At 42.4% G+C, this 20,376-nt stretch carries 14 protein-coding genes; 9 read left to right on the top strand and 5 right to left on the bottom strand.

The genetic code is table 11. From position 1 onward, the window contains the following. Positions 1-131: 131 nt before the first annotated feature. A complete protein-coding gene (locus tag ACLOAU_RS17585) occupies positions 132-581 on the bottom strand; it encodes a hypothetical protein (RefSeq protein WP_427863215.1) in 450 nt (149 codons plus the stop codon). Between the two features lie 260 nt (positions 582-841). On the opposite strand from ACLOAU_RS17585, the gene ACLOAU_RS17580 reads away from it, so the two are divergent. After that, positions 842-1,360, top strand: a complete 519-nt coding sequence (locus tag ACLOAU_RS17580; RefSeq protein WP_427863214.1) for a SixA phosphatase family protein — start codon at positions 842-844, stop codon at positions 1,358-1,360. A gap of 136 nt (positions 1,361-1,496) precedes the next feature. Here the strand turns inward: ACLOAU_RS17580 and ACLOAU_RS17575 are convergent, their stop codons facing one another. Together ACLOAU_RS17575 and ACLOAU_RS17570 are read right to left on the bottom strand one after the other, a co-directional pair. Then, on the bottom strand, positions 1,497-2,099 hold the full coding sequence (locus tag ACLOAU_RS17575; protein ID WP_427863213.1) for an HD domain-containing protein: 603 nt from the start codon (positions 2,097-2,099) through the stop codon (positions 1,497-1,499). Between the two features lie 59 nt (positions 2,100-2,158). Next, positions 2,159-3,709 carry a sulfatase family protein gene (locus tag ACLOAU_RS17570; protein WP_427863212.1) on the bottom strand — a complete coding sequence of 517 codons (1,551 nt, stop codon included), beginning with the start codon at positions 3,707-3,709 and terminating at the stop codon, positions 2,159-2,161. 318 nt (positions 3,710-4,027) lie between these two features. On the opposite strand from ACLOAU_RS17570, the gene ACLOAU_RS17565 reads away from it, so the two are divergent. The 3 genes from ACLOAU_RS17565 to ACLOAU_RS17555 all read left to right on the top strand — a co-directional run bounded on the left by ACLOAU_RS17565 (position 4,028) and on the right by ACLOAU_RS17555 (position 9,670). After that, positions 4,028-6,763, top strand: a complete 2,736-nt coding sequence (locus ACLOAU_RS17565) for an outer membrane beta-barrel protein (protein WP_427863211.1) — start codon at positions 4,028-4,030, stop codon at positions 6,761-6,763. 44 nt (positions 6,764-6,807) lie between these two features. Continuing rightward, positions 6,808-7,587 (top strand): GLPGLI family protein, encoded by a 780-nt coding sequence (locus ACLOAU_RS17560; RefSeq protein WP_427863210.1) that lies wholly within the window; start codon positions 6,808-6,810, stop codon positions 7,585-7,587. A gap of 226 nt (positions 7,588-7,813) precedes the next feature. Then, positions 7,814-9,670 (top strand): phosphoenolpyruvate carboxykinase (GTP), encoded by a 1,857-nt coding sequence (locus ACLOAU_RS17555; protein ID WP_427863209.1) that lies wholly within the window; start codon positions 7,814-7,816, stop codon positions 9,668-9,670. Between the two features lie 67 nt (positions 9,671-9,737). Here ACLOAU_RS17555 and ACLOAU_RS17550 read toward each other — a convergent pair whose 3' ends face one another. After that, entirely contained in the window at positions 9,738-10,154 is a 417-nt protein-coding gene (locus ACLOAU_RS17550; protein WP_114792537.1) for a nucleoside-diphosphate kinase, read from the bottom strand. A gap of 83 nt (positions 10,155-10,237) precedes the next feature. Between ACLOAU_RS17550 and ACLOAU_RS17545 the strand changes: the two genes are divergently transcribed. From ACLOAU_RS17545 to ACLOAU_RS17535, 3 genes are all read left to right on the top strand, one after another. Next, the gene (locus tag ACLOAU_RS17545) at positions 10,238-11,260 is read left to right on the top strand and encodes a DHH family phosphoesterase (protein ID WP_427863208.1); all 1,023 of its coding nucleotides are present in this window, start codon (positions 10,238-10,240) and stop codon (positions 11,258-11,260) included. 21 nt (positions 11,261-11,281) lie between these two features. Next, entirely contained in the window at positions 11,282-12,322 is a 1,041-nt protein-coding gene (locus ACLOAU_RS17540; protein WP_427863207.1) for an FKBP-type peptidyl-prolyl cis-trans isomerase, read from the top strand. Positions 12,323-12,495: 173 nt separating this feature from the next. Beyond that, positions 12,496-14,361, top strand: coding sequence for a rhamnogalacturonan lyase (locus ACLOAU_RS17535; RefSeq protein WP_427863206.1), 1,866 nt, complete (start codon positions 12,496-12,498; stop codon positions 14,359-14,361). Positions 14,362-14,902: 541 nt separating this feature from the next. Here ACLOAU_RS17535 and ACLOAU_RS17530 read toward each other — a convergent pair. Further along, positions 14,903-17,767 (bottom strand): glycoside hydrolase family 2 protein, encoded by a 2,865-nt coding sequence (locus tag ACLOAU_RS17530; protein ID WP_427863205.1) that lies wholly within the window; start codon positions 17,765-17,767, stop codon positions 14,903-14,905. 343 nt (positions 17,768-18,110) lie between these two features. On the opposite strand from ACLOAU_RS17530, the gene ACLOAU_RS17525 reads away from it, so the two are divergent. Together ACLOAU_RS17525 and ACLOAU_RS17520 are read left to right on the top strand one after the other, a co-directional pair. Continuing rightward, positions 18,111-18,713 (top strand): RNA polymerase sigma factor, encoded by a 603-nt coding sequence (locus ACLOAU_RS17525; protein ID WP_427863204.1) that lies wholly within the window; start codon positions 18,111-18,113, stop codon positions 18,711-18,713. Positions 18,714-18,787: 74 nt separating this feature from the next. Beyond that, on the top strand, positions 18,788-19,999 hold the full coding sequence (locus ACLOAU_RS17520; RefSeq protein ID WP_427863203.1) for a FecR family protein: 1,212 nt from the start codon (positions 18,788-18,790) through the stop codon (positions 19,997-19,999). Positions 20,000-20,376 lie beyond the last annotated feature (377 nt).

Here is a 20,376-nt window from a genome sequence, read left to right as displayed (position 1 = left end):
TGGTTTAGTACAATTTTCGGTTCCGAAGATAATTATTGTTCACCGAAATTCACCGGCTGGTGGCTTAAAAAAATAAAAGGAGGAGCTGCAAAGCTCCTCCGGGTATATATAAAAACCATGATGGTTGCCTGTTAGTCGGCCCTGGTATATCTGGCAACCAGTTCAGTGTCCCCTGCCTGGTTGGCATTGATATGGGTGTAGTACCTGATATCTTTTAAAACGATCCGGTAGTTGGTTCCGTTTTTATTGGTTACTTCGGTTATGCCATGAACTTGTTTGCCTTTATAATCATTTTTAATAGCAGCAAGAACAGTAGCTGGTAAATGGCTTTCATTGTAATAACGGATCGTCTGCAATAGCTTGCCCTTGCTGTCAATGGTAGCGCGTGTTTTGATACCATCATTTTCGAAATAAGCTACATAATTATTGCCGCTATTGCTCCAGGTTACATTGTCCGCATCTTTGAAAACAGTCACAAAAGTTCTTTGGGCTTTTTCGTTTACAACAGGTTCAACAGTTGAAGCAGTTGCGGCAAAGCTTACAGTTAAAAAAACAGCGGCAGAAAGTATTAAATTTTTCATTTTTATTTTTTGGTCGTTATTAATTGTTTCACAAACATACACCCGGGCATAGCCACCAGCCAATAGGAAACGGATGAATGACATCTATATGGCCGGTGAATTGCAGTATTTAGGAGGTGAAAACAGGTTACGTTATTCAAACAGCCGACAATCTTTGTAAAAAGTTATCTTCGTTTGAACGGGTAGCAATTGCGATAGCGCTATAAGATATTTTAAGCCCGGACCAAATAAAGGTTTCTCAACTTTTACTTTATTACCAAATGAATCCATTAAAAAACATTTTCAGGTTGATCATCATACTGCTCTTTACAGCAGGTATAAGCAACGATACTGCGGCTCAAAAAGATTCCATTACCAAAGTATTTATTATACGTCATGCAGAAAAAGCTGATGACGGGTCAAAAGATCCGCCTTTGTCGGGGCCGGGAAAAATCAGGGCTGCTGCGCTGGCAAAGACTTTATCAAAAACTCCGGTACATGGTATTTATAGCACGGCCTATAAAAGAACAAGAGAAACCGTAGAGGTAATAAGTGCTCAGAGCGGTATAGCTATTGAAAGTTATAACCCTATGGATGTAGAGGCGATCCAGTCGCTGGTGTTTAGCCAAAAAGGGAAAACCCTGGTATTGGTAGGGCATTCTAATACAGTGCCGTTGATTTTAAATAAACTCACCCAAAGTACTGTATATAAAAACCTGCCGGAAACCGAATTTGACAATATCTGGCTCCTTTTGTTAAAAGGTACCAAGCTGGTTGACCTAATTCATTTGACATATTAACAGGCCTCCCTTTAGACGGTATTTATTGGTAAGATACAGGAATAAGCCCCCCCAATATAAGCAGGCTTCTGGTTAGCAGCCCGGCGGTGATTTTAAAAAATCCTGCGCAAAAGAAGTTTTTTCCTTATTAAAGTGCTCAGGCTTCACTGTTCCATTCCTTGTAAAAACGTTCTAAAAATGACTCCAGGTATACGTGTCGTTCCAACGCAATTTGTTGAGCCGCGGCGGTATTCATCAGATCTTTTAGCTTCAACAGTTTGTCATAAAAATGCTGAATGGTAGTTTGGTCCGGATTTTTAGGATTGTATATCTCCCGTTGTTTGCTGCCTCCAAATGCAAAGACCCTTGCCAGTCCAATAGCCCCGATGGCATCCAGCCTGTCCGCGTCCTGTACAATCTTAGCTTCTAAACTTTCTGCTTTTTTCCCCTTACTAAAAGAAACCTGGGAAACAATTTCGATTACCTCCCGGATCATTTCATCCGGAGTTTTCAGTTTGCTTAAAATTGCTGTGATCTGTTCTTCCGACCGATCCACACCGTTGTTGAGCTTATGGTCTCCTACATCATGTAGCCAGGCGGCCAGCTCCGTCATAAAAAGGTCTGCGTCCTCCTGGCGGGCCAGCCTTAGGGCCGTTTTTACCACTCTTTCCAGGTGAAAAAAATCATGTCCTGTTCCCTCACCTGAGAACTCCTGGTACACATAAGTTCTTACTGCTTCTAAAATTGCCTGCTGATCCATAGCCGGTAAAGATAGGGTTATGCCTGATAGCTTGTGTAATACCTGCCTGTTTTAAGGGTTTAGCGATCTCTCATATATCCTTTTTCTTTTTCCTTTAAAAGGAGGGCTTTTAATGCGGCTACTTTTTCCGGCTTGTCATTGGCAAGGTTCCGGGTTTCTGCCAGATCCGTTTTCAGGTGATATAGCTGATCAACAGGAGCATTGCCCGATCGGGTTTGGGTTAATTCATAAAAGGCCGGAGATGTGTTAGGGACAATATATTTCCATTCGCCATCAGAAACAGACAGTGATGTGGATGATTCTATAATGTATTGCCTGCCTGTATTACCAGTACCTAACAAGGCTTTAAGCTGGTCCTGGCTGTCTGTAACCTGTGCTGGTATTGATTGCTGGCCCACCAGTACCGCAAAAGATGCCAAAAGGTCAACCTGGGAAATCAGGGCTGCAGATGTTCCGTTTTTTACACGTGCAGGCCAACTCACAATAAAAGGCACCCGGGTGCCGGCTTCAAAATTGCTATACTTTCCGCTTCGCGTATGCAATGGTCCCCATGGCTTATGATTGCCCAATAATGCTTCAGCTTCATCCTGGTAGCCGTCGTCTATTACCGGCCCGTTATCACTGCTGATAACAATGAGCGTGTTGTCAAACAACCCGTTCTCTTTCAAAGCCTTTACAATTTCTCCTACGGTCCAGTCAAACTGGAGGATTGCATCGCCACGAAAACCCATGCCGCTTTTACCGGCAAAACGGGGATGTGGATACCTGGGCACATGAATATCATTGGTGCCTACATACAGGAAAAATTGTTCTTTTTTATGTTGTTTAATAAAGGAGGTCGCTCTTGAGGCAATAGTATCAGCAATATATTCATCCTGCCACAAGGCTTTACCACCACCTTTCATGTAACCAATGCGGGATATGCCGTTAACAATTGCCTGGTTATGCCCGTGATTCGGAGAGGGTTTTAGTTTAGTAAGCAGTTCGGGATGGTCTTTGCCCAGTGGTTCACCGGGAAAGGGATTTTTATAACTTACAGAAATAGGTGCAGCGGCATCATAATTAACCACTCTCTGGTTTTCCACCCAAACACAGGGCACCCGGTCGCCGGTAGCAGCCATAAGAAAAGAATAGTCAAATCCAATATCGACAGGCCCGGGGGTAATCAACCCGTTCCAATCCTGGTCGCCTTGTTTATCACCCAGGCCCAGGTGCCATTTGCCAATAGCTCCGGTGGTATAACCAGCCTGCTGGAACATATCAGCCATAGTGAATTGCTCTGGCCGTATCACCATTCCTGCATCTCCTGTCGCAATTCCCGTTCCTTTTTTGCGCCAGTTGTATTCACCGGTAAAAATTGAATAACGGGAGGGGGTGCAGGTAGATGCCGTTGTATGGGCATCTGAAAAAACCAGTCCTCTTTTCGCTACCTGGTCGATATGGGGCGTGCGAACAGCCCTGGCGCCATAACAACTTAAATCACCATAACCAATATCATCGGCGATGATCAGGATAACATTCTGCGGTTTTGCATGATGTTGGCTATAGGAAAAAAAGCAGGATAACAGTAGGACTGCTATTAACAGGATCTGTTTGTTTACTGTAGACATAAGGCCATAATTCGAATGAACAAAACTGATTGACTCCATACCTGACGGCATACAAGGCAAGCGCTCAAACAAATGTAATTCGAATCTGTTGTTTTATTTGCCTGATAAAGGTGCAAACGTTTGCGCTTTTTATTTGTAACATTTTACCTGGCTCAAACGAATACACATAAGTGCAGTCATTTATAGTGTTCAAAACAATAGTGAATGGTTGTGCACAGGGGATGGAAATTTCACCAAAAAGTGAAATACGGCCCTATATTTTTTAATTTTGCAGTCCAAAAAGTTAACTGACTTATTGGAAACTGCTATATAATCGACATGCTATATAAATACATTCTCCTGAGTTTGACGCTGTTTTTAAGCGCTGGCCTATCTGTTTTTGCCCAAAAGGCCACTATTACCGGTACTGTTAAAGACACCAGCTCAGGTATTAACCTGCTCAATGCCAGTGTGGTATTGCTCAACGGAAAGGACTCTTTTATCCTGAAAGATACCCGCGTTGATAAGGATGGTAAGTTCTCCTTTCAAAACCTGGCGGATACAGGTCAATATGTGTTGTTTTTCACTTATCCCCGTTATGTAGATTATTCTCACAGCGTAGATATGAAAAATAGCGTCAAAGGAATATTGAATATGAACAATGTGAGCCTGATACCCAAAGAAAAGCTATTGGAAAGGGTGATCGTTTCTTCTAAAGCGGCCGCTATCAAAATAAAGGGAGATACAACCGAATATATAGCTGATAGCTTCAGGGTTCAGCCCAATGCCTCCGTAGAAGACCTGTTGAGAGAGCTGCCGGGATTGCAGATAGACCAGTTTGGTAATATTACCGCCCAGGGACAAAAGGTAAAAAAGGTTTTGGTGGACGGCGAAGAGTTTTTTAGTGATGATCCGACCCTGGTTACCCGGAACCTGAGAGCCGATATGATCGATAAAGTGCAGGTGTTCGATAAAAAATCGGATGCTGCTGCTTTTACAGGAATAGAAGACGGAGTGAGGGATAAAACGATTAACCTTAAAATAAAGGAGGATAAAAATCATGGTATTTTCGGCAAAGCAGAGGCCGGTGCAGGAACTAACGGCCGCTATAATGCCCAGGGTGTTGCTAATCTTTTTAAAGGCAAAAGGCGAATGTCGGCCTATGGAACCGTTAGTAATATTGGCAGAACGGGATTGGGCTCTGCCGATAAAGAAAAAATAGGTGACGATGACCAGGCAGGTGAAAATTATTCAGGAAAGGGTTTGCCGAGGGCTGTGTCAGGTGGTGTGCATTACGATAAAAAATGGAACACAGATAAAGAATCCATCAATGGTAATTATAAGCTAAACCTGTTGGATGTGGAGGGAGAAGAAGTTACTAATTCGCAAAACAATCTTCCTACGGGACTTATACTGAGCAGTGCCAACAGCAGCTTTAATAACTCAAGCGCCACCCATAAAGCAAATACCAAATACATTCTCAAATCAGATACTACATCTACTTTTACGGTTTTTGCCGATGGCAATATCAGTAACAGTAAAAATTCCAATAATAGCCGTACCAATAATCTCAGGGGAGATAGCACACGTTTATATGACAATGTGAGCTCGGGTTTTAACGACTATGATTTTAATACGTTCAATGTAAACCTGTCCTGGGAAAAAAAGCTGAAGAAATACGGAAGAACCATTTCCTTTTATTCCAGGAACAATTTTTCCGGTGATGCTTCGAAAGGAGAGAGCCGCTCCAACAGCAACTTTTTTGATAACAATAATAATCCTGACAGTTCGGCCCTGCTGCATTTAAGAAGAAGTATGAATGATGACTGGCGTACATTAAGCTTGAATGTAAACTATACCGAACCCCTTACCTCTAAATTGTCACTGATACTCAACTATACATTAAACAATGAAGATAACCGGGACGATAAACGTTCTTTTAACCTGGCGAACAATCCTTCCGGCAATGTGATTGATACAGCTTTTAGTACCAAAATGAATGCACAGGTTTGGGGTAACCAGGCCGGTGCAGCATTGAATTACGCGCTAAAAAAGATGACGGTTAAGATCGGCAATAATGTAAAACGGATAACCATGGATATCGAAGATGATTATACCTTGCTGCAACTGAACCGGTCCTTCACTAATTGGTATCCCAGCGCGAGCTTTAATTATAAATTCAGTAATTACAAGGCCATCAACATCAGTTATAATGGCTCGTCGGTGAATCCTACACGCAACCAACTGATGCCTTTCAGGTATAACAATTCACAGCTAACAACTTTTGTAGCAAATACCAGCCTGGAGAACAGCTTTAATAATAGTTTGAATGGTTATTTCTATGCGAGCAAAATTGTAACCAATGTATATTATGGAGCTAATTTCAATTATACACTCACTTCAAATCCTATTACGCAGTCTATTTTGGTAAATCCTTCAGGTGCTTATACCTACAGTTTTGTAAATATGGATGGCTATACCAACAATAACTACTATTTAAATACCTATTATTCTAAAAAAATCAAGGGAGTAGATATACAAACGGGAGTGGGGTTGAATTTCAGTGGCGGAACTTCTTACAGCCCTATTAACAATGAGGTCAATAAACTGAACTACAATACATCAGCTTTTGCAGTTGAACTGCATAAGACAAAGTTTAAAAGCTATACCGTTTACCTGTTGGGACAGGTAGGTTATACTATTAATAAGTCATCCTTACAACCTGACACCAAAAATAATTATTTGTTTACTACGTTTAATCCGTCGGTTGACGTGTACTTCCTGAAGAAATTTCAATTGCATACGGATGCCGTTTACCTGTGGCAGGAAAAAACGCAGGCATTCGCAAATAATTTTAACCGCACTATTTGGAATGCGTGGATCGGCAGAAACTTTCTCAAAAATGACCAGCTTACCGTCAAACTGTCCTGCAACGATATTTTGAACCAGAACAATGGTTACGAAAGAACAGCCACCAACACTTTTTTCTCTGAAAACCGGTACACAACTATCCGCCGCTTTTTTATGATCGGCGCTACCTGGAGCTTTACAAAATTTAATAACCTCAAACAATAGCCGTTATTAACTTTTATCATCCGTTCGTTTATAAAATAGATTTCATGAAAAAAATTGCATTATATATTCTTCTTTCCTTTTCATCCTTCCTGGTACAGGCGCAGTATGCAGCTTTCGTCAACAGTGGCAAAATCCGCTATGAACGTAATGTAAATACTTTCGCCGCTATGAATATTTTCCTCAGAGAAACTAAACAGGTGCCCGAAGACCAGATACCTACTTTTATGCAGAAATACCGTAGTACATCACCCCAGTTCTGGAAAGATAGTTTTGATCTTTTTTTTAATAACAGTTATAGCCTTTATCAGCCTGTAAATCCTGATATCGACTTTTCGAAAACCTTTGCTATTCCTGTTGCTTATAAAAACCAGGTATACAGCAATTTTGAACAGGCAGAAGTTACAACGGTAAAGCAGGCTTTTGAGAAATCTTTTTTTGTAAAAGATTCTTTGAAAAAGATTAAGTGGAAATTGACGGATGAGACAAGGGAGATAGCAGGTTACCAATGTCACCGCGCCAATGCTTTATTTTTTGATTCGATTTATGTAGTGGCTTTTTATACAGATGAAATATTGGCCAGGGGCGGTCCTGAGTCCTTTAATGGGCTGCCTGGTATGATATTGGGTCTGGCCATACCGCATCAGCACATCACTATTTTTGCTACCAGCGTTACCGGTTTTGATACGGCACCCGATAAATGGAAATTGCCGGTTCAGGGTAAGAATATTGTAACCAACAATAAAGATTTTAATGCGGTTACCTCCAAAATGCTAAAGGACTTTAATCTCACTTCAGCCTGGGTCCAATTCTTTATGGACCTATAGCCTTGTAGCTGGGCATGCTGTATCGATTTTTCATTTTTTTAAAAAATATTCAAAAAAGGTAATGTTTTTAATGCTCTTGCGCTTGTTTTGTGCGTAGGTTGTGATTTTGTTGAACAATTTCTAATAAGATGTTTTCTTCTTTTAATACTCTTTAAGCCAGCCGTTAACTCCATCTCCGGCAAGCATATACATTTGTAGCTTTCATAAAATTCATTTTAAAAGCTATATGAAGCATATTAATACGCCGATAAACCTAACTAACGCTGAACTGAAAAAATGGGTGAGCAAAATGGCCGAACTCTGCAAACCATCGCAGATTTACTGGTGCAATGGTTCTGATGAGGAATATAGCCGCTTATGCAACGAAATGGTAGAAAGCGGCACTTTTATCCGCCTAAATACCGAAAAAAGACCTAATTCATTCCTGGCCCGCTCTCACCCGTCGGATGTAGCCAGGGTAGAAGACCGTACCTATATTTGTTCATTAGCGCCGGGTGATGCGGGTCCTACCAACAACTGGATGGCGCCACGCGAAATGAAAGAGCTGCTGGAGCCTAAACTCGATGGTTGTATGCGTGGCCGTACTATGTACATTATTCCTTTTTGTATGGGGCCCATTGGTTCGCCTATTTCTCAATTCGGTGTACAAATCACCGACTCTCCCTATGTAGTGGTGAATATGAACCTGATGACCAGGATGGGAAACGGCGCATTGGAGGCAATGGGTAATCGTGAATTTGTTCATTGCCTGCATTCGGTTGGTATGCCATTGGCCGATGGTCAGCAGGATGTTCCCTGGCCATGCTCTCCTGATCCGAAAGATAAATATATTGTTCATTTTCCTGAAGAGCGGTTGATCTGGAGTTATGGCTCGGGTTATGGAGGTAATGCTTTACTAGGCAAAAAATGCCTGGCCTTGCGTATTGCGTCTACATTGGCACGTGAGCAGAACTGGCTGGCAGAACATATGCTGATTGTGGGTGTGGAATCTCCTGATGGAAAGAAAGATTATGTATGTGCAGCATTCCCTTCCGCCTGTGGTAAAACCAATTTTGCGATGATGATCCCGCCCAAAGCCTTTACGGATGAGGGTTGGAAGGTAACTACGGTTGGTGATGATATTGCCTGGATAAAGCCCGACGAGCAGGGGAGGTTACATGCAATCAATCCGGAAGCCGGCTTCTTTGGTGTAGCTCCGGGTACCAATTTCAAAACCAACCCCAACGCCATGGAAACGATCAGTGCCAATACCATTTTTACGAATGTGGCGTTAACAGATGACGGGGATGTTTGGTGGGAAGGAATGGATGGCGAACCGCCGGCGCATGCCATCGACTGGCAGGGTAAGGACTGGACACCGGCGAGTGAAACCAAAGCCGCACATCCTAATGCGCGTTTTACGGCGCCTGCAGCGCAGTGTCCTTCCATCGATGATCAATTTGACGATCCTAAAGGCGTACCTGTTTCAGCATTTATATTTGGCGGCCGCCGCAACTCGGTGGTACCACTGATCATGCAGTCTTTTAACTGGTCATTTGGTGTTTATATGGCGGCTACCATGGGCTCCGAAATGACGGCGGCCGCTTTTGGCAATATTGGTGAAGTGCGCAGGGATCCTTTTGCAATGCTGCCATTTTCGGGCTATCATATGGGCGATTATTTCGGGCACTGGTTAAATTTTGGAAGGCAAATACCGGAGCCTCCCCGTATTTTTTCGGTGAACTGGTTTAGAAAAGGAGAAGATGGCTCCTTTATATGGCCGGGCTTTGGCGAAAATATGCGTGTGTTGAAATGGGTGGTAGAAAGAGCGCGTGGTAAATCAAAAGGAGTGGAGATGCCTTTGGGCTGGATGCCCAAATATGAACATATCGACTGGCGGGGTATGGAAGACTTTACAGAAGCCGATTTCGAAAATGTGATGAGCATCAACAGGGATCTCTGGATCAAGGAAATTGCCTCCCAGGATGAGTTGTTCTTTAAATTATACGACCGCTTACCCAAAGAAATGACTTTTATAAGGGAACTACTGCTATCTAATCTCTGGAGATCAAACAAAAAACAAAAGAAAATAGCTCAAGCGTAATAAACATCATTGAAATAAAATAGCCCACGATTTAAACCGTGGGCTATTTTATTATGTAGTGATCCGATTATACTCTTTCAAAATGATTGAAGAAGAAATCGCCTTCGATCTTTGCATTTTCATCGCTGTCACTTCCATGAATAGCGTTTGCCTCGATAGATTCAGCAAATACTTTACGGATCGTTCCTTCTGCAGCATTCGCCGGGTTAGTAGCTCCGATAAGGTCACGGAAAGAAGCTACAGCGTTTTCCTTTTCTAAGATTGCAGCAATAATGGGCCCGCGGCTCATAAATGCTACTAATTCACCGAAGAATGGTCTTTCTTTATGTATTGCGTAAAACTCACCCGCTTTTTCGGCAGACAGTTGAGTTAATTTCAGCGCTACCAGTTTAAATCCTTCTTTAGTGATGCGATCTAAAATAGCCCCTGCGTGGCCATTTTCCATAGCGTCAGGCTTAATCATCGTAAATGTACGGTTACTCATATATTCATTTTTGGGTCGCAAAGGTAAAGAAACTTAATATTTCTTCATGAGCTTAATTTGCCTATTTTTGCGGCACTTTTGTAATGAAGCCTATACACGACATATTCCCGTTGATAACGCAGCCGGCCCGGGTTGTTATTACAATGCATCAGAAACCCGACGGTGATGCCATGGGCTCGGCCCTGGGTTTATGTGGCTTTTTGAAAAAACTCGGGCATGAAGTTGCCGTTATTTCTCCCACTAACTGGGCAAGCTGGTTGAACTGGATGCCTGGTTGCGACGGTGTATTGAATTATGAAAAACACCACGATCGTTCTGCTGAACTTTTAAATAAGGCCGACTATCTTTTCTGCCTCGATTTCAATGTTTTTCATCGCACCAAGAATCTGGCCCCTTTGTTAGCGGATGCTACTTGTGTTAAGGTATTGATCGACCACCACGAACAGCCAGATACAGCGAGCTTCAACTATGGCATCAGCGATATTACCAAAAGCTCTACCTGCGAAATGGTCTACGATTTTATAGTGGCCAGTGGGCATGACAAGTTGATTGACGCAGGTATTGCCAAATGTTTATATTCGGGCGTTGTTACCGATACCGGCTCCTTCAGATTTTCTTCTACACATGCTTCGGTACACCGGATGGTAGCCAGGTTAATGGAAACCGAATTTGATCACTCCCTTGTTCACAGCAATCTTTATGATAATTTTCTGGAAAACCGGCTACGCTTTATTGGTCATGTGCTGAGTAACAGAATGGAGTTTATATACGAATACAATACTGCTTTGATTGCTATCAGCAAACAGGATCTCTTAAAATATGAAATCAAAACGGGAGATACTGAAGGATTGGTCAATTACCCTCTTTCGGTAAAAGGAATTGAATTAGTAGGGTTTGTAATTGACAGGGATGAAGAGCGCAAATGGAGTTTTAGAAGCAAACGCCATTTTGATTGCAATACATTTGCGCGCAAATATTTTAATGGTGGCGGTCATTACAATGCTTCGGGAGGAAACAGTAAAGATCATTTAGCCCAAACAGTCGAACATTTCAGGCAGGCCGTAATAGAAAATGAATACCTGCTGGTCGACAAAAAAAAATCGTAAATTATAATTAACAATAACAAAATGAAACGTTCACAAATTTTAGGAGCATTGGCTTTTGCTACAATAGCGTTTGCTGCTTGCAACAATGCAGACTATCAAACCAGCGCTGGCGGTTTAAAGTATAAAATAATTGATGGGGGAAGTAAAGACAGCTCAAAAGTAGGAGATGTTTTAAAAATGAACGTACTCCAAAAAATTGAAGGAGCTAAAGATACTGTATTAACAGATACATACGGAAGACTACCTGCATTTGTAAAAATACAGGATATACCAACAGGCCCTACCAGTTATGGTCCTGACGAGTTCTTCAAAAAGTTAAAAAAAGGTGATAGCCTTATTACCATTATGTATGTTGATTCTTTAATTAAAAAAGGAATCGTTCAGGAAGCTCAAATGCCTCCTTTCATGAAAAAAGGTGATAAAATTGTTTTAACCTTTAAAGTATTAGAGGTATTCAAAAATGATAGCACAGCTCAGGCAGACTACCAGAAGGAATTGGAAAAAGATGCTCCCCGCCAGAAAAAAGAGCAGGAAGAGATGATGAAAAAAATGATGAAAGACCAGGAAGCAGCGCAAAAAGCTGATGAAGCGGCTCTTGAAAAATCAGGTGAAAAAGCAAAACAAGTAAAAGCAGTACAGGACTTTTTGACCGCTAAAAAATGGACAGCTACACCAACTGCTGTGGGCACATTTGTAAAAATTGACCAACCAGGTACGGGCGCACAGGTTGCTGACGGTAAATTTGTTACTGTTAAATATGATGGTAAAAAAGTAAGCAACGACAGTACGTTTGATGCGAACCAATTTACTGTACAATTAGGTGTTCAGCCTTTCATTAAAGGTTTTGAAGATGGCTTAAGACAGTTTAAGCAAGGTGGTAAAGGAACTATCATTATACCTGGTTACCTGGCTTATGGTAAAGAAGGTAATGGTGGTGTTTTCAAACCATACGAACCATTATACTTCAACGTTGAAATTGTTAGCGTAAGCGACAAAGAGCCAGCGCCTCAACCAATGCCTGCTCCACAGGCACATGGTCCTAACGACGGCCATAATCATTAATTCTTTTAAAAGAAATAAACCTAAAGCCATCGCGTAAGCGGTGGCTTTTTTATGTGCAGGATGCAGCATGACAGTTTCGACGGGTGCATCCGGTATTTTTAAATGTTGATGCCGATTGCATGCCGGAACTCAAAAGCAACCAATCGTTCCGGCTCATTTATAAAATTATTCTGGTGAAACGTATAATCTTACTAATTGTATTGTGGGTTTTGACTATAACTGCGATGTCGCAGCGGTTGATGGAAAACCTGAATCGTGGTCTTGTTGCAATACCTGATGGCAATGGAAAGGTATTCGTTTCCTGGCGTTTGCTGGTATCAGACCCGGATGCTATCAGCTTTAATATTTACAGGAAAACCAATGGTCAGCTGGTCAGGCTCAATCAGCAGCCTATTTCCAGGGTTACATCCTTCCTCGACGACTGGAAGGATACGGTTTCAGAACGCACTTACATTCTAAAAACGGTTCAGCATAATACCGAGTCGAAATCTGAAGCTCATTTTGTCTTAAAAAATCCAACCCAACCTTACCTCTCTGTTCCGCTTCAGATCCCGCCGGGATATGCCGCAAACGATGGCTCTGTAGGGGACGTTGACGGGGATGGTGAATACGAGCTAATTGTACATATAGCAGGTAAGGGCCATGACAATAGCCATGCGGGGTTTACCGATGAGCCTTTGATACAGGCATATAAGTTAAACGGCCGGTTATTATGGACTATCAACCTGGGTAAGAATATCAGGGAGGGAGCACATTATACGCAGTTTATGGTGTACGACCTGGATGGGGATGGGAAAGCAGAAGTAGCTATGAAAACAGCCGATGGTTCTAAAGATGCCAGCGGGCACGTTATAGGTGACGGTGCCAAAGACTGGAGAAATGATAAAGGATATATACTGGCCGGCCCGGAATACCTCTCGGTGTTTAATGGTTTAACAGGAGAATTGATACATACCACCGATTTTATACCGCCGCGTGCATCAACTCTCAACCCAAACACAGCTGAGTTAAAAGCTATTTGGGGAGATGGGTACGGTAACCGCATGGATCGCTTCCTGGCAGCTATTGCCTACCTGGACGGAAAGCATCCCAGCCTGATCATGTCGAGAGGATATTATACCCGTACAGTTATTACTGCCTGGGATCTTAAAAACGGCAAACTGGAAAAGCGATGGACCTTTGACAGTGATACGCCCGGTAATAAAAAATATGCGGGGCAGGGCAATCATAACCTTACCGTTGCTGATGTAGACGGAGATGGAAAGGATGAGATCGTTTTTGGTGCCATGTGTATTGATGACAATGGCAAAGGATTGTATTCAACCGGACTGGGACATGGAGATGCGCTACATGTATCTGACCTCGATCCAACGATACCGGGTCTTGAAGTATTCGGAATACAGGAGCGTTTTGATGACGCGGGCGCTAGTTTCAGGTCGGCTGCAACCGGGGAAATCTATTGGAAGAAGGCATCTGTTAAAGCAGGGGAAGATGGTGAAGGTCCGGGACGAGGATTGGCATTAGACATAGATCCCAGGTACCCGGGCTTTGAATGCTGGGTAGCCGGAGCCGGCATAAGAGGTATGTTCGACAGCAAAGGCAATGTGATCGCCGACCGTACCCCTTCCTGTAACATGGGTATTTACTGGGATGGCGATGTATTAAGCGAGTTATTGAATGGAACGGTTATCGATAAATGGGATTACCAAAACACGAAACCTGTACGAATACTTAACACAGCCAACTTTCAATGCAGCAGTAACAATGGAACGAAGTCTAACCCGGTTTTATCGGCAGATATCTTGGGTGACTGGCGGGAAGAAGTGATCTACCGGACGGCAGATAATAAGGAGCTTCGTATCTTTTCAACTGCTATACCAACCGAACATAAGTTTTATACGCTCATGCACGATCCTCAATATCGCCTGAGTATAGCCTGGCAGAACGTCGGCTACAACCAGCCTCCCCATCTGGGCTTTTTTATGGGAGCGGGAATGAGCCAGCCGCCTAAACCCAATATTGTCTTTCCGAAAAAATAAAATAATCAATGGTTGTTTTCCATACCTGTTTGACAGGCATAACGGTCTGGGAAAAACAGTAGCAGGTATTTAGGTCATGCTTTTTAAGTGCCACGAATTCCAGCGTTCCTTTCAGGATTGATTTTCAGACACAACCATATATTACTAACCCCGCCTGCTGCAGTCGGGCAGGCGCGAAGAAAGGAGGACGCAAAGATTGCGCAGAGGATGTGTCCAGTTTTGATGAAGTAAAAACCTGGAGTATATAATTCAAAGCACTCCGCGTTAACTCTGTTTCTCTTTTTCTTCCCGGTGAATCCCTTAACCGCGCGTGCGAAAACGCAAGGAAATTGCCGCTTGGATAAATTTGTTGTACAGAATACCCGCCTGAACGGACGGGCAGGCACGAATAGCGCTTTGGGATAAGCTTTCGCAAGACGGATGTAGAAAAAATGGCTCAATGTCTGTAAACTTACGTGGGGCTTATCTTCAAAGCCATTGCAGCAATCATTTTGCTAATATTCATCCAGGACAAAAAAGCTATTGCCTTATAAACAGATTTTTAAAATACATTGTCTACATCCGGGCGGCTATACTGTTCCTGTGCATCGCTTATCTTAGGTAAGCCAAAATAGAAATATAAACGACGCTTAACCGGCTTGTCAAAAACCGTGTTCTCACTTTGAGGACCCAGTGCTTTTGTATTGGGACTGATGTTTAATGCCAGTTTGGTACCCATTGCGGGAATAGCATCTAAAAAAGACAGGTCTCCTTCCGGAAGTTCGGGGAAAGGCTTCGATCCGCTTAAGCCATAAAAGTTAAATAGGCGTACAGATAAATTATCGTCTTCGCTGGCTACATAAAACCTGCCTTCTACCGTATTAAACTCCATCCAGGTAATATCGCTGTAATAGCCTTTGAACTCGGGGTATACTACAGGCGAATACCCTGTATGTGTATTATTAAAAAAGTTCTGCCATACATTAACAGGAGTACCATGCGTGCGGTTTTTCCATTGGCGGTAAGGGCCTTTGCCCAGCCATTTTGCTGCCAGCACAAAATTTTCAGGATAGCTAAAGCTGACGCCGGCAAAAGGATAAGCACCTTCAATATGATACTCATAATCGAGTGCCACCCAGCCATTGGCCTGCATGGTCCATTTTATCGAACGCATATTTCCCTCACAGGTAAAAGTTACCGACGATTCCTTGTCCGTGTTTTTAATAACTGCATTGGTAACCCTGCTATTGCCGTTTAACAAAACCGGGCCTTTCTTAAATGATAACTGTTCCATTCCTGCTTTCGGGTTTTTTATTCCCTCGAGGAGTCCGGTATTTTTATTGATAGTAATCTCAAGCCCGTTGTTGGATATACTGATCAGGGAATCCGTTGCTACCGCATGTGATGGCTGTGATGCAAAATTCCAGACACTCCTAAGCAGGTCCCGGTTTGTTTTCAGCTTCCAGCTCCATTGATACAGTTCCTTACCAAAGGGGTCCTTTGCCTTCAATAACAAGGCATCGTAGTTGCGAAAGTCAACGGGTAAATTCAACTGAATCTGTCCCTTAGCCAGCGGCAGTATAGACGGCGCTTTTGCCAGGCCCGTTTTTTCAACAGTATACCCGGTGAATACCATATCGAATGTGCCTCTGAAATTTACCAATGCCCATTCATAAGTACATTCATCAAGATTGGTAAAGTGATACCGGTTCTCCAGCTCAATTGAGCCATCGAAGTTTGCAGGTATCTCCTTTAGGGATACTCTTACCGGACTGAATATCTCACGTAACGCATAAAAGCTGCCTTCTTTTTCGCGGTGGGGTCCCAGTATACCATCATTAGCATTTAAACCATTTGGGTCGATAATATTCCGCATATCTGTACGAACAATACCTTCATCTACAAAAGCCCACAAAAAACCGCCGCCGCTTCTTTTAGCTTTCCAATGTAGTTCCCAGAAATCATACATCGCAGAACCGGCGCCGCCATCGTCCTGTGCGTGAAGGAACTCGGTGGGCATATAAATGAGACTATCGTTTAAAATATTTTGGGTGCTGTAATAATCTTCATAATGATTACAATCGATGCCATTAAAATCATTCCCGGGGCGATGATGCGGATGTATCACCGGGCGGGCAGAAAAATCCCACTTGCTGAAAACCGCATCCAATGCTTTATTAGTGCCGCCTTCGTTACCATTAGCCCAGAAAATAATAGAGGGATGATTCAGGTCTCTTATGATCATTTCTTTTACAAGCGGAGTTCCGGCTTCTGTATTGTAAGCCTTTTGCCATCCGGCTAATTCATTGATCACATAAAGACCCAGCGAGTCGCAAAGTTCCAGGAATCGTTTATCAGGAGGATAATGCGAACACCTTACCGCATTCATGTTCATTTCTTTGATCAGCTGAACATCTAATAACTGAAGACTGTCATTCAGCGTGCGTCCCGTTTCCGGCCAGAAACAATGACGGTTAACCCCTTTCATCTTCACCTGTACGTTGTTTACATAAATGCCGTCACCCTGTCTTACTTCAATCGTTCTGAATCCGAATTTCTCCTTCAGCTTATAGATGATTTTGTTATTCTGTTTGAGGTATATATGTGCCGTGTAAAGATCAGGAGTTTCACCGGACCATAATTTCGGATTTTTTAAAACAACCTGCGAAAGAACGGCAGAGTCTCCTTTATCAACCCGGGTAGTGAAGCTTGAAACGGTGATACCTGTGGCATCTTTGATTTCTGTAAAAATAGTTGCGGGCTGTAGCAGGTTTTTCAGATAAGTCATCATTCTGAAACTGCCATCTGCTTTGGCGTCAATGCCTACGTAGTCAATATGTGTTTTATTAACGGCTTCCAGGTACACAGGCCTGAAAATACCACCGAACACCCAATAGTCAGCCAGCCGCTCTGCATTGTTAACAGAAACTGTTGATGACATCTTGCTCACCTCTGCTTCGAGTAAATTAACCTCACCATACTTAAGCTGATCAGTAATATTATAGCGGAAGCGGTAAAAAGCACCCTGGTGTTTTGCTCCGGCCAGCTTGCCGTTTATCTTCACCTCAGTATCTGTCATGCTTCCTTCAAAAACAATAAATACTTCTTTGCCTTTCCACGAAACAGGAATTTTAAAGGAATGCCGGTATTTCCCTTTTTCATCAGCAAAGCGGAAGTTTTTTCCGTAGGTTTTATAATCACGCCCGTAATTATAAGTGCCAAATCCCTGCTGCTCCCAGCAGGAAGGTACCTGTATGGTCGTCCAATAGCCGCTGTTCCGGCCACCAGTACAGTAAAAGTCCCAGGCAACAGTATGGTCGCTTCCTGTACCGGATAAATACTGAACCTGTTTTTCCTGGGCATAACCTGCCTGGTATCCAACCAGTATTATGCTAAATATAAAAACCCAACGGATGCTACAATTCATTACAATAATATGATAGTGATCGTATAGCTTTGGCAAAGCAATTTTCACCTTAAATTAAAAATATTACCAGCTCCTCGTCCCACTGTAAAATACAGGTTGGCGCTGCTTTCAGCGAACAATAGGTAAATAGTATTTTGTCGCTGCAGGCTAAAGTAGATAAGGTGAGCAACTCTACCATCCTGATGTATCCTGAACCTTCCTGTTGTAATATGAAATCTACACACTAGTTTTATGGGTAAAAAAAATCATATAATAAATTTTGATTAAGAGGTGTTTTTTCTCATCAGCATGCAAAATTTGATAATTATTAACTTTTTATTAAATCAATTTGTAATTTAGACGGGTGGGCTACAATCTCAAAAAAGACTATCTATTACAAAATCAGGTTTCGCAAGGCAATCAGCAGGCCTTCACTACTTTGTTCGATCGTTATCATCCACGCCTGTTTCATTTTATTGTAAATCTTGTAAAGTCCAGGGAAGTTGCCGAAGAACTGGTTATGGACGTTTTCCTGAAACTCTGGTTATCCAGGGATATGATCAGCACTATAGATAACTTTGATGGCTTTCTTTTTAAAATTGCCTACAATAAAAGTATCGACTTTTTTAGGGCGGCTGCAAAAGACAAAACGGTAGCAGATATCATTTGGGAGCGGATGGAAATTCCTGCGCAATCTTATGCAGATGCGCCCTTATTGATGCAGGAGTACGAGAACAAGCTCCGGGAGGCTATCGATTTGCTTCCACCCAAGCGGAGGAAAGTGTTTGATATGAGCAGGGAGGAAGGTCTTTCACACAGCGAGATCGCAGAAACCCTGGGCATTTCAAAAAACACAGTGGCTAATACGATAGTAGAGGCCAAACAATTTATAAGATCCTACCTCGAAAAACACTATGGCCTTGCAGGCCTTGTAGTGTTACTGGCTTATCTGCTTGAAGAAAAATAATTTTTTTTCGATCGGGTAGTAGTAGCAGGTTATTTTTTCGTTATTTATAACAGGCAGCATCTGTTGCTTTAAAAATGGAGCATAATAAGGACACATATTTCATCGGACTGATAGAACGGTATATGAATAATGCCTGTTCCCGGGACGAGATGGATGAAGTGTTGATGCTCGCTGAAAAAGACCCTCAGAAACTATACCATGCGCTAAAAGAGCACTGGCGCGGACTTCAATTGGTGGAGAACGATAATACATTATCAATTGCTCCTGTTTTTGACCAGGCGACAGAGATAGAAGAACGGTATGGTGGGCAAGCGGGGGATGATACAGAAAGAAAGCCCAGGCTGTTACGTAAAAGAACCAGAAGCAGGTTCCGGGTGGGTATAGCTGCAGTTGTAGTGGTTACAATAGGTATAGCAGTTTATTTTTTAAATCAGCGATACAATAATACCCCGGGAACTGCACCTCAAGTCATTACAGACGTGACTGCACCGGTTAAAACAAAAGCTACTGTACGATTGGCTAATGGGCAGACCATTGCGTTAGACAGCCTGCTGTCGGGAACATTGGCAGTACAGGAAGATGGAAAGCTGATAAAGAATGCCAACGGCCAACTGGTTTATGAGGCGCAAACAACTGCAGTAAATCATACGCCGGTTTACAACACGCTGGATAACCCGAAAGGAAGCAGGGTGGTAGATATAAGACTGGCAGACGGCACACAGGTATGGTTAAATGCGGGATCCTCTATCACGTACCCCGTAGCGTTTACCGGCATTGAAAGAAGGATACAATTGAAAGGTGAGGCATATTTAGATGTAAGTCATAATGCAGCCAGGCCATTTATTGTTCAAACGGGGGACCTGACGATACAGGTATTGGGAACCGGTTTTAATGTGGACGCCTACGCGACCGGAGATCCGGTTAAAGTTACTTTGTTTAAAGGTTCGGTAAAACTTTCCAATAAAAGCGCGAGCAGTTTGCTGAAACCCGGCCAACAGGCAAGTGTAAAGGAGGAGATAAGAATCAGTAACAATATTGATTTAGACGATGTACTGGCATGGAAGAACAACAAGTTTATATTTGATAACAGTAGTATACAACAAATAATGCGACAACTGGAGCAGTGGTATGATATTGAGGTAGTATACCACGGAGTGCCAACTACTGAAGCCTTTATAGGCTCTATCTCAAGAGATGTAAAGCTGTCGCAGATACTCTCACTGTTATCCGAAACAAACGCAGTACATTTTGAACAACAAGGAAAAAAAGTTATTGTGAAAAGGTAAATATCACGATGGTAAATTTTTGGGAAGCAGCAGTAAAAATAAACCACTATCTAAACATGAGAAGTATTCGCCGGCCCAACTTTAAGCGTTTTACAATCGGCTGTAATGTAGTGTTAGCAGGCATTAGAGAAAATTCAAGTGTTTTCTTATGTACGCAAAATAAGAAAAATAAAATGTCTACTAATTTGGTAGACTAAGAGAATGACAATATATTTGCATCGTCAAATTATAAACGACACAACTAAACTTAAGCAGGGTAGCTCCTCAAAAGCTTATATATAAATTTTGATAACCTGCCTTATTTCATAGGGAAGGATTCACAAAGAAAATTGACCCGGATAGCAAACATCTGTTCATACGGATGTATCCAATTAGAT

The organism is Paraniabella aurantiaca (assembly GCF_050309965.1).
Lineage (GTDB): Bacteria > Bacteroidota > Bacteroidia > Chitinophagales > Chitinophagaceae > Niabella.
The sequence above is the reverse complement of the archived record's forward strand: the minus strand, read 5'-3'. Positions and strand labels throughout refer to the sequence as shown.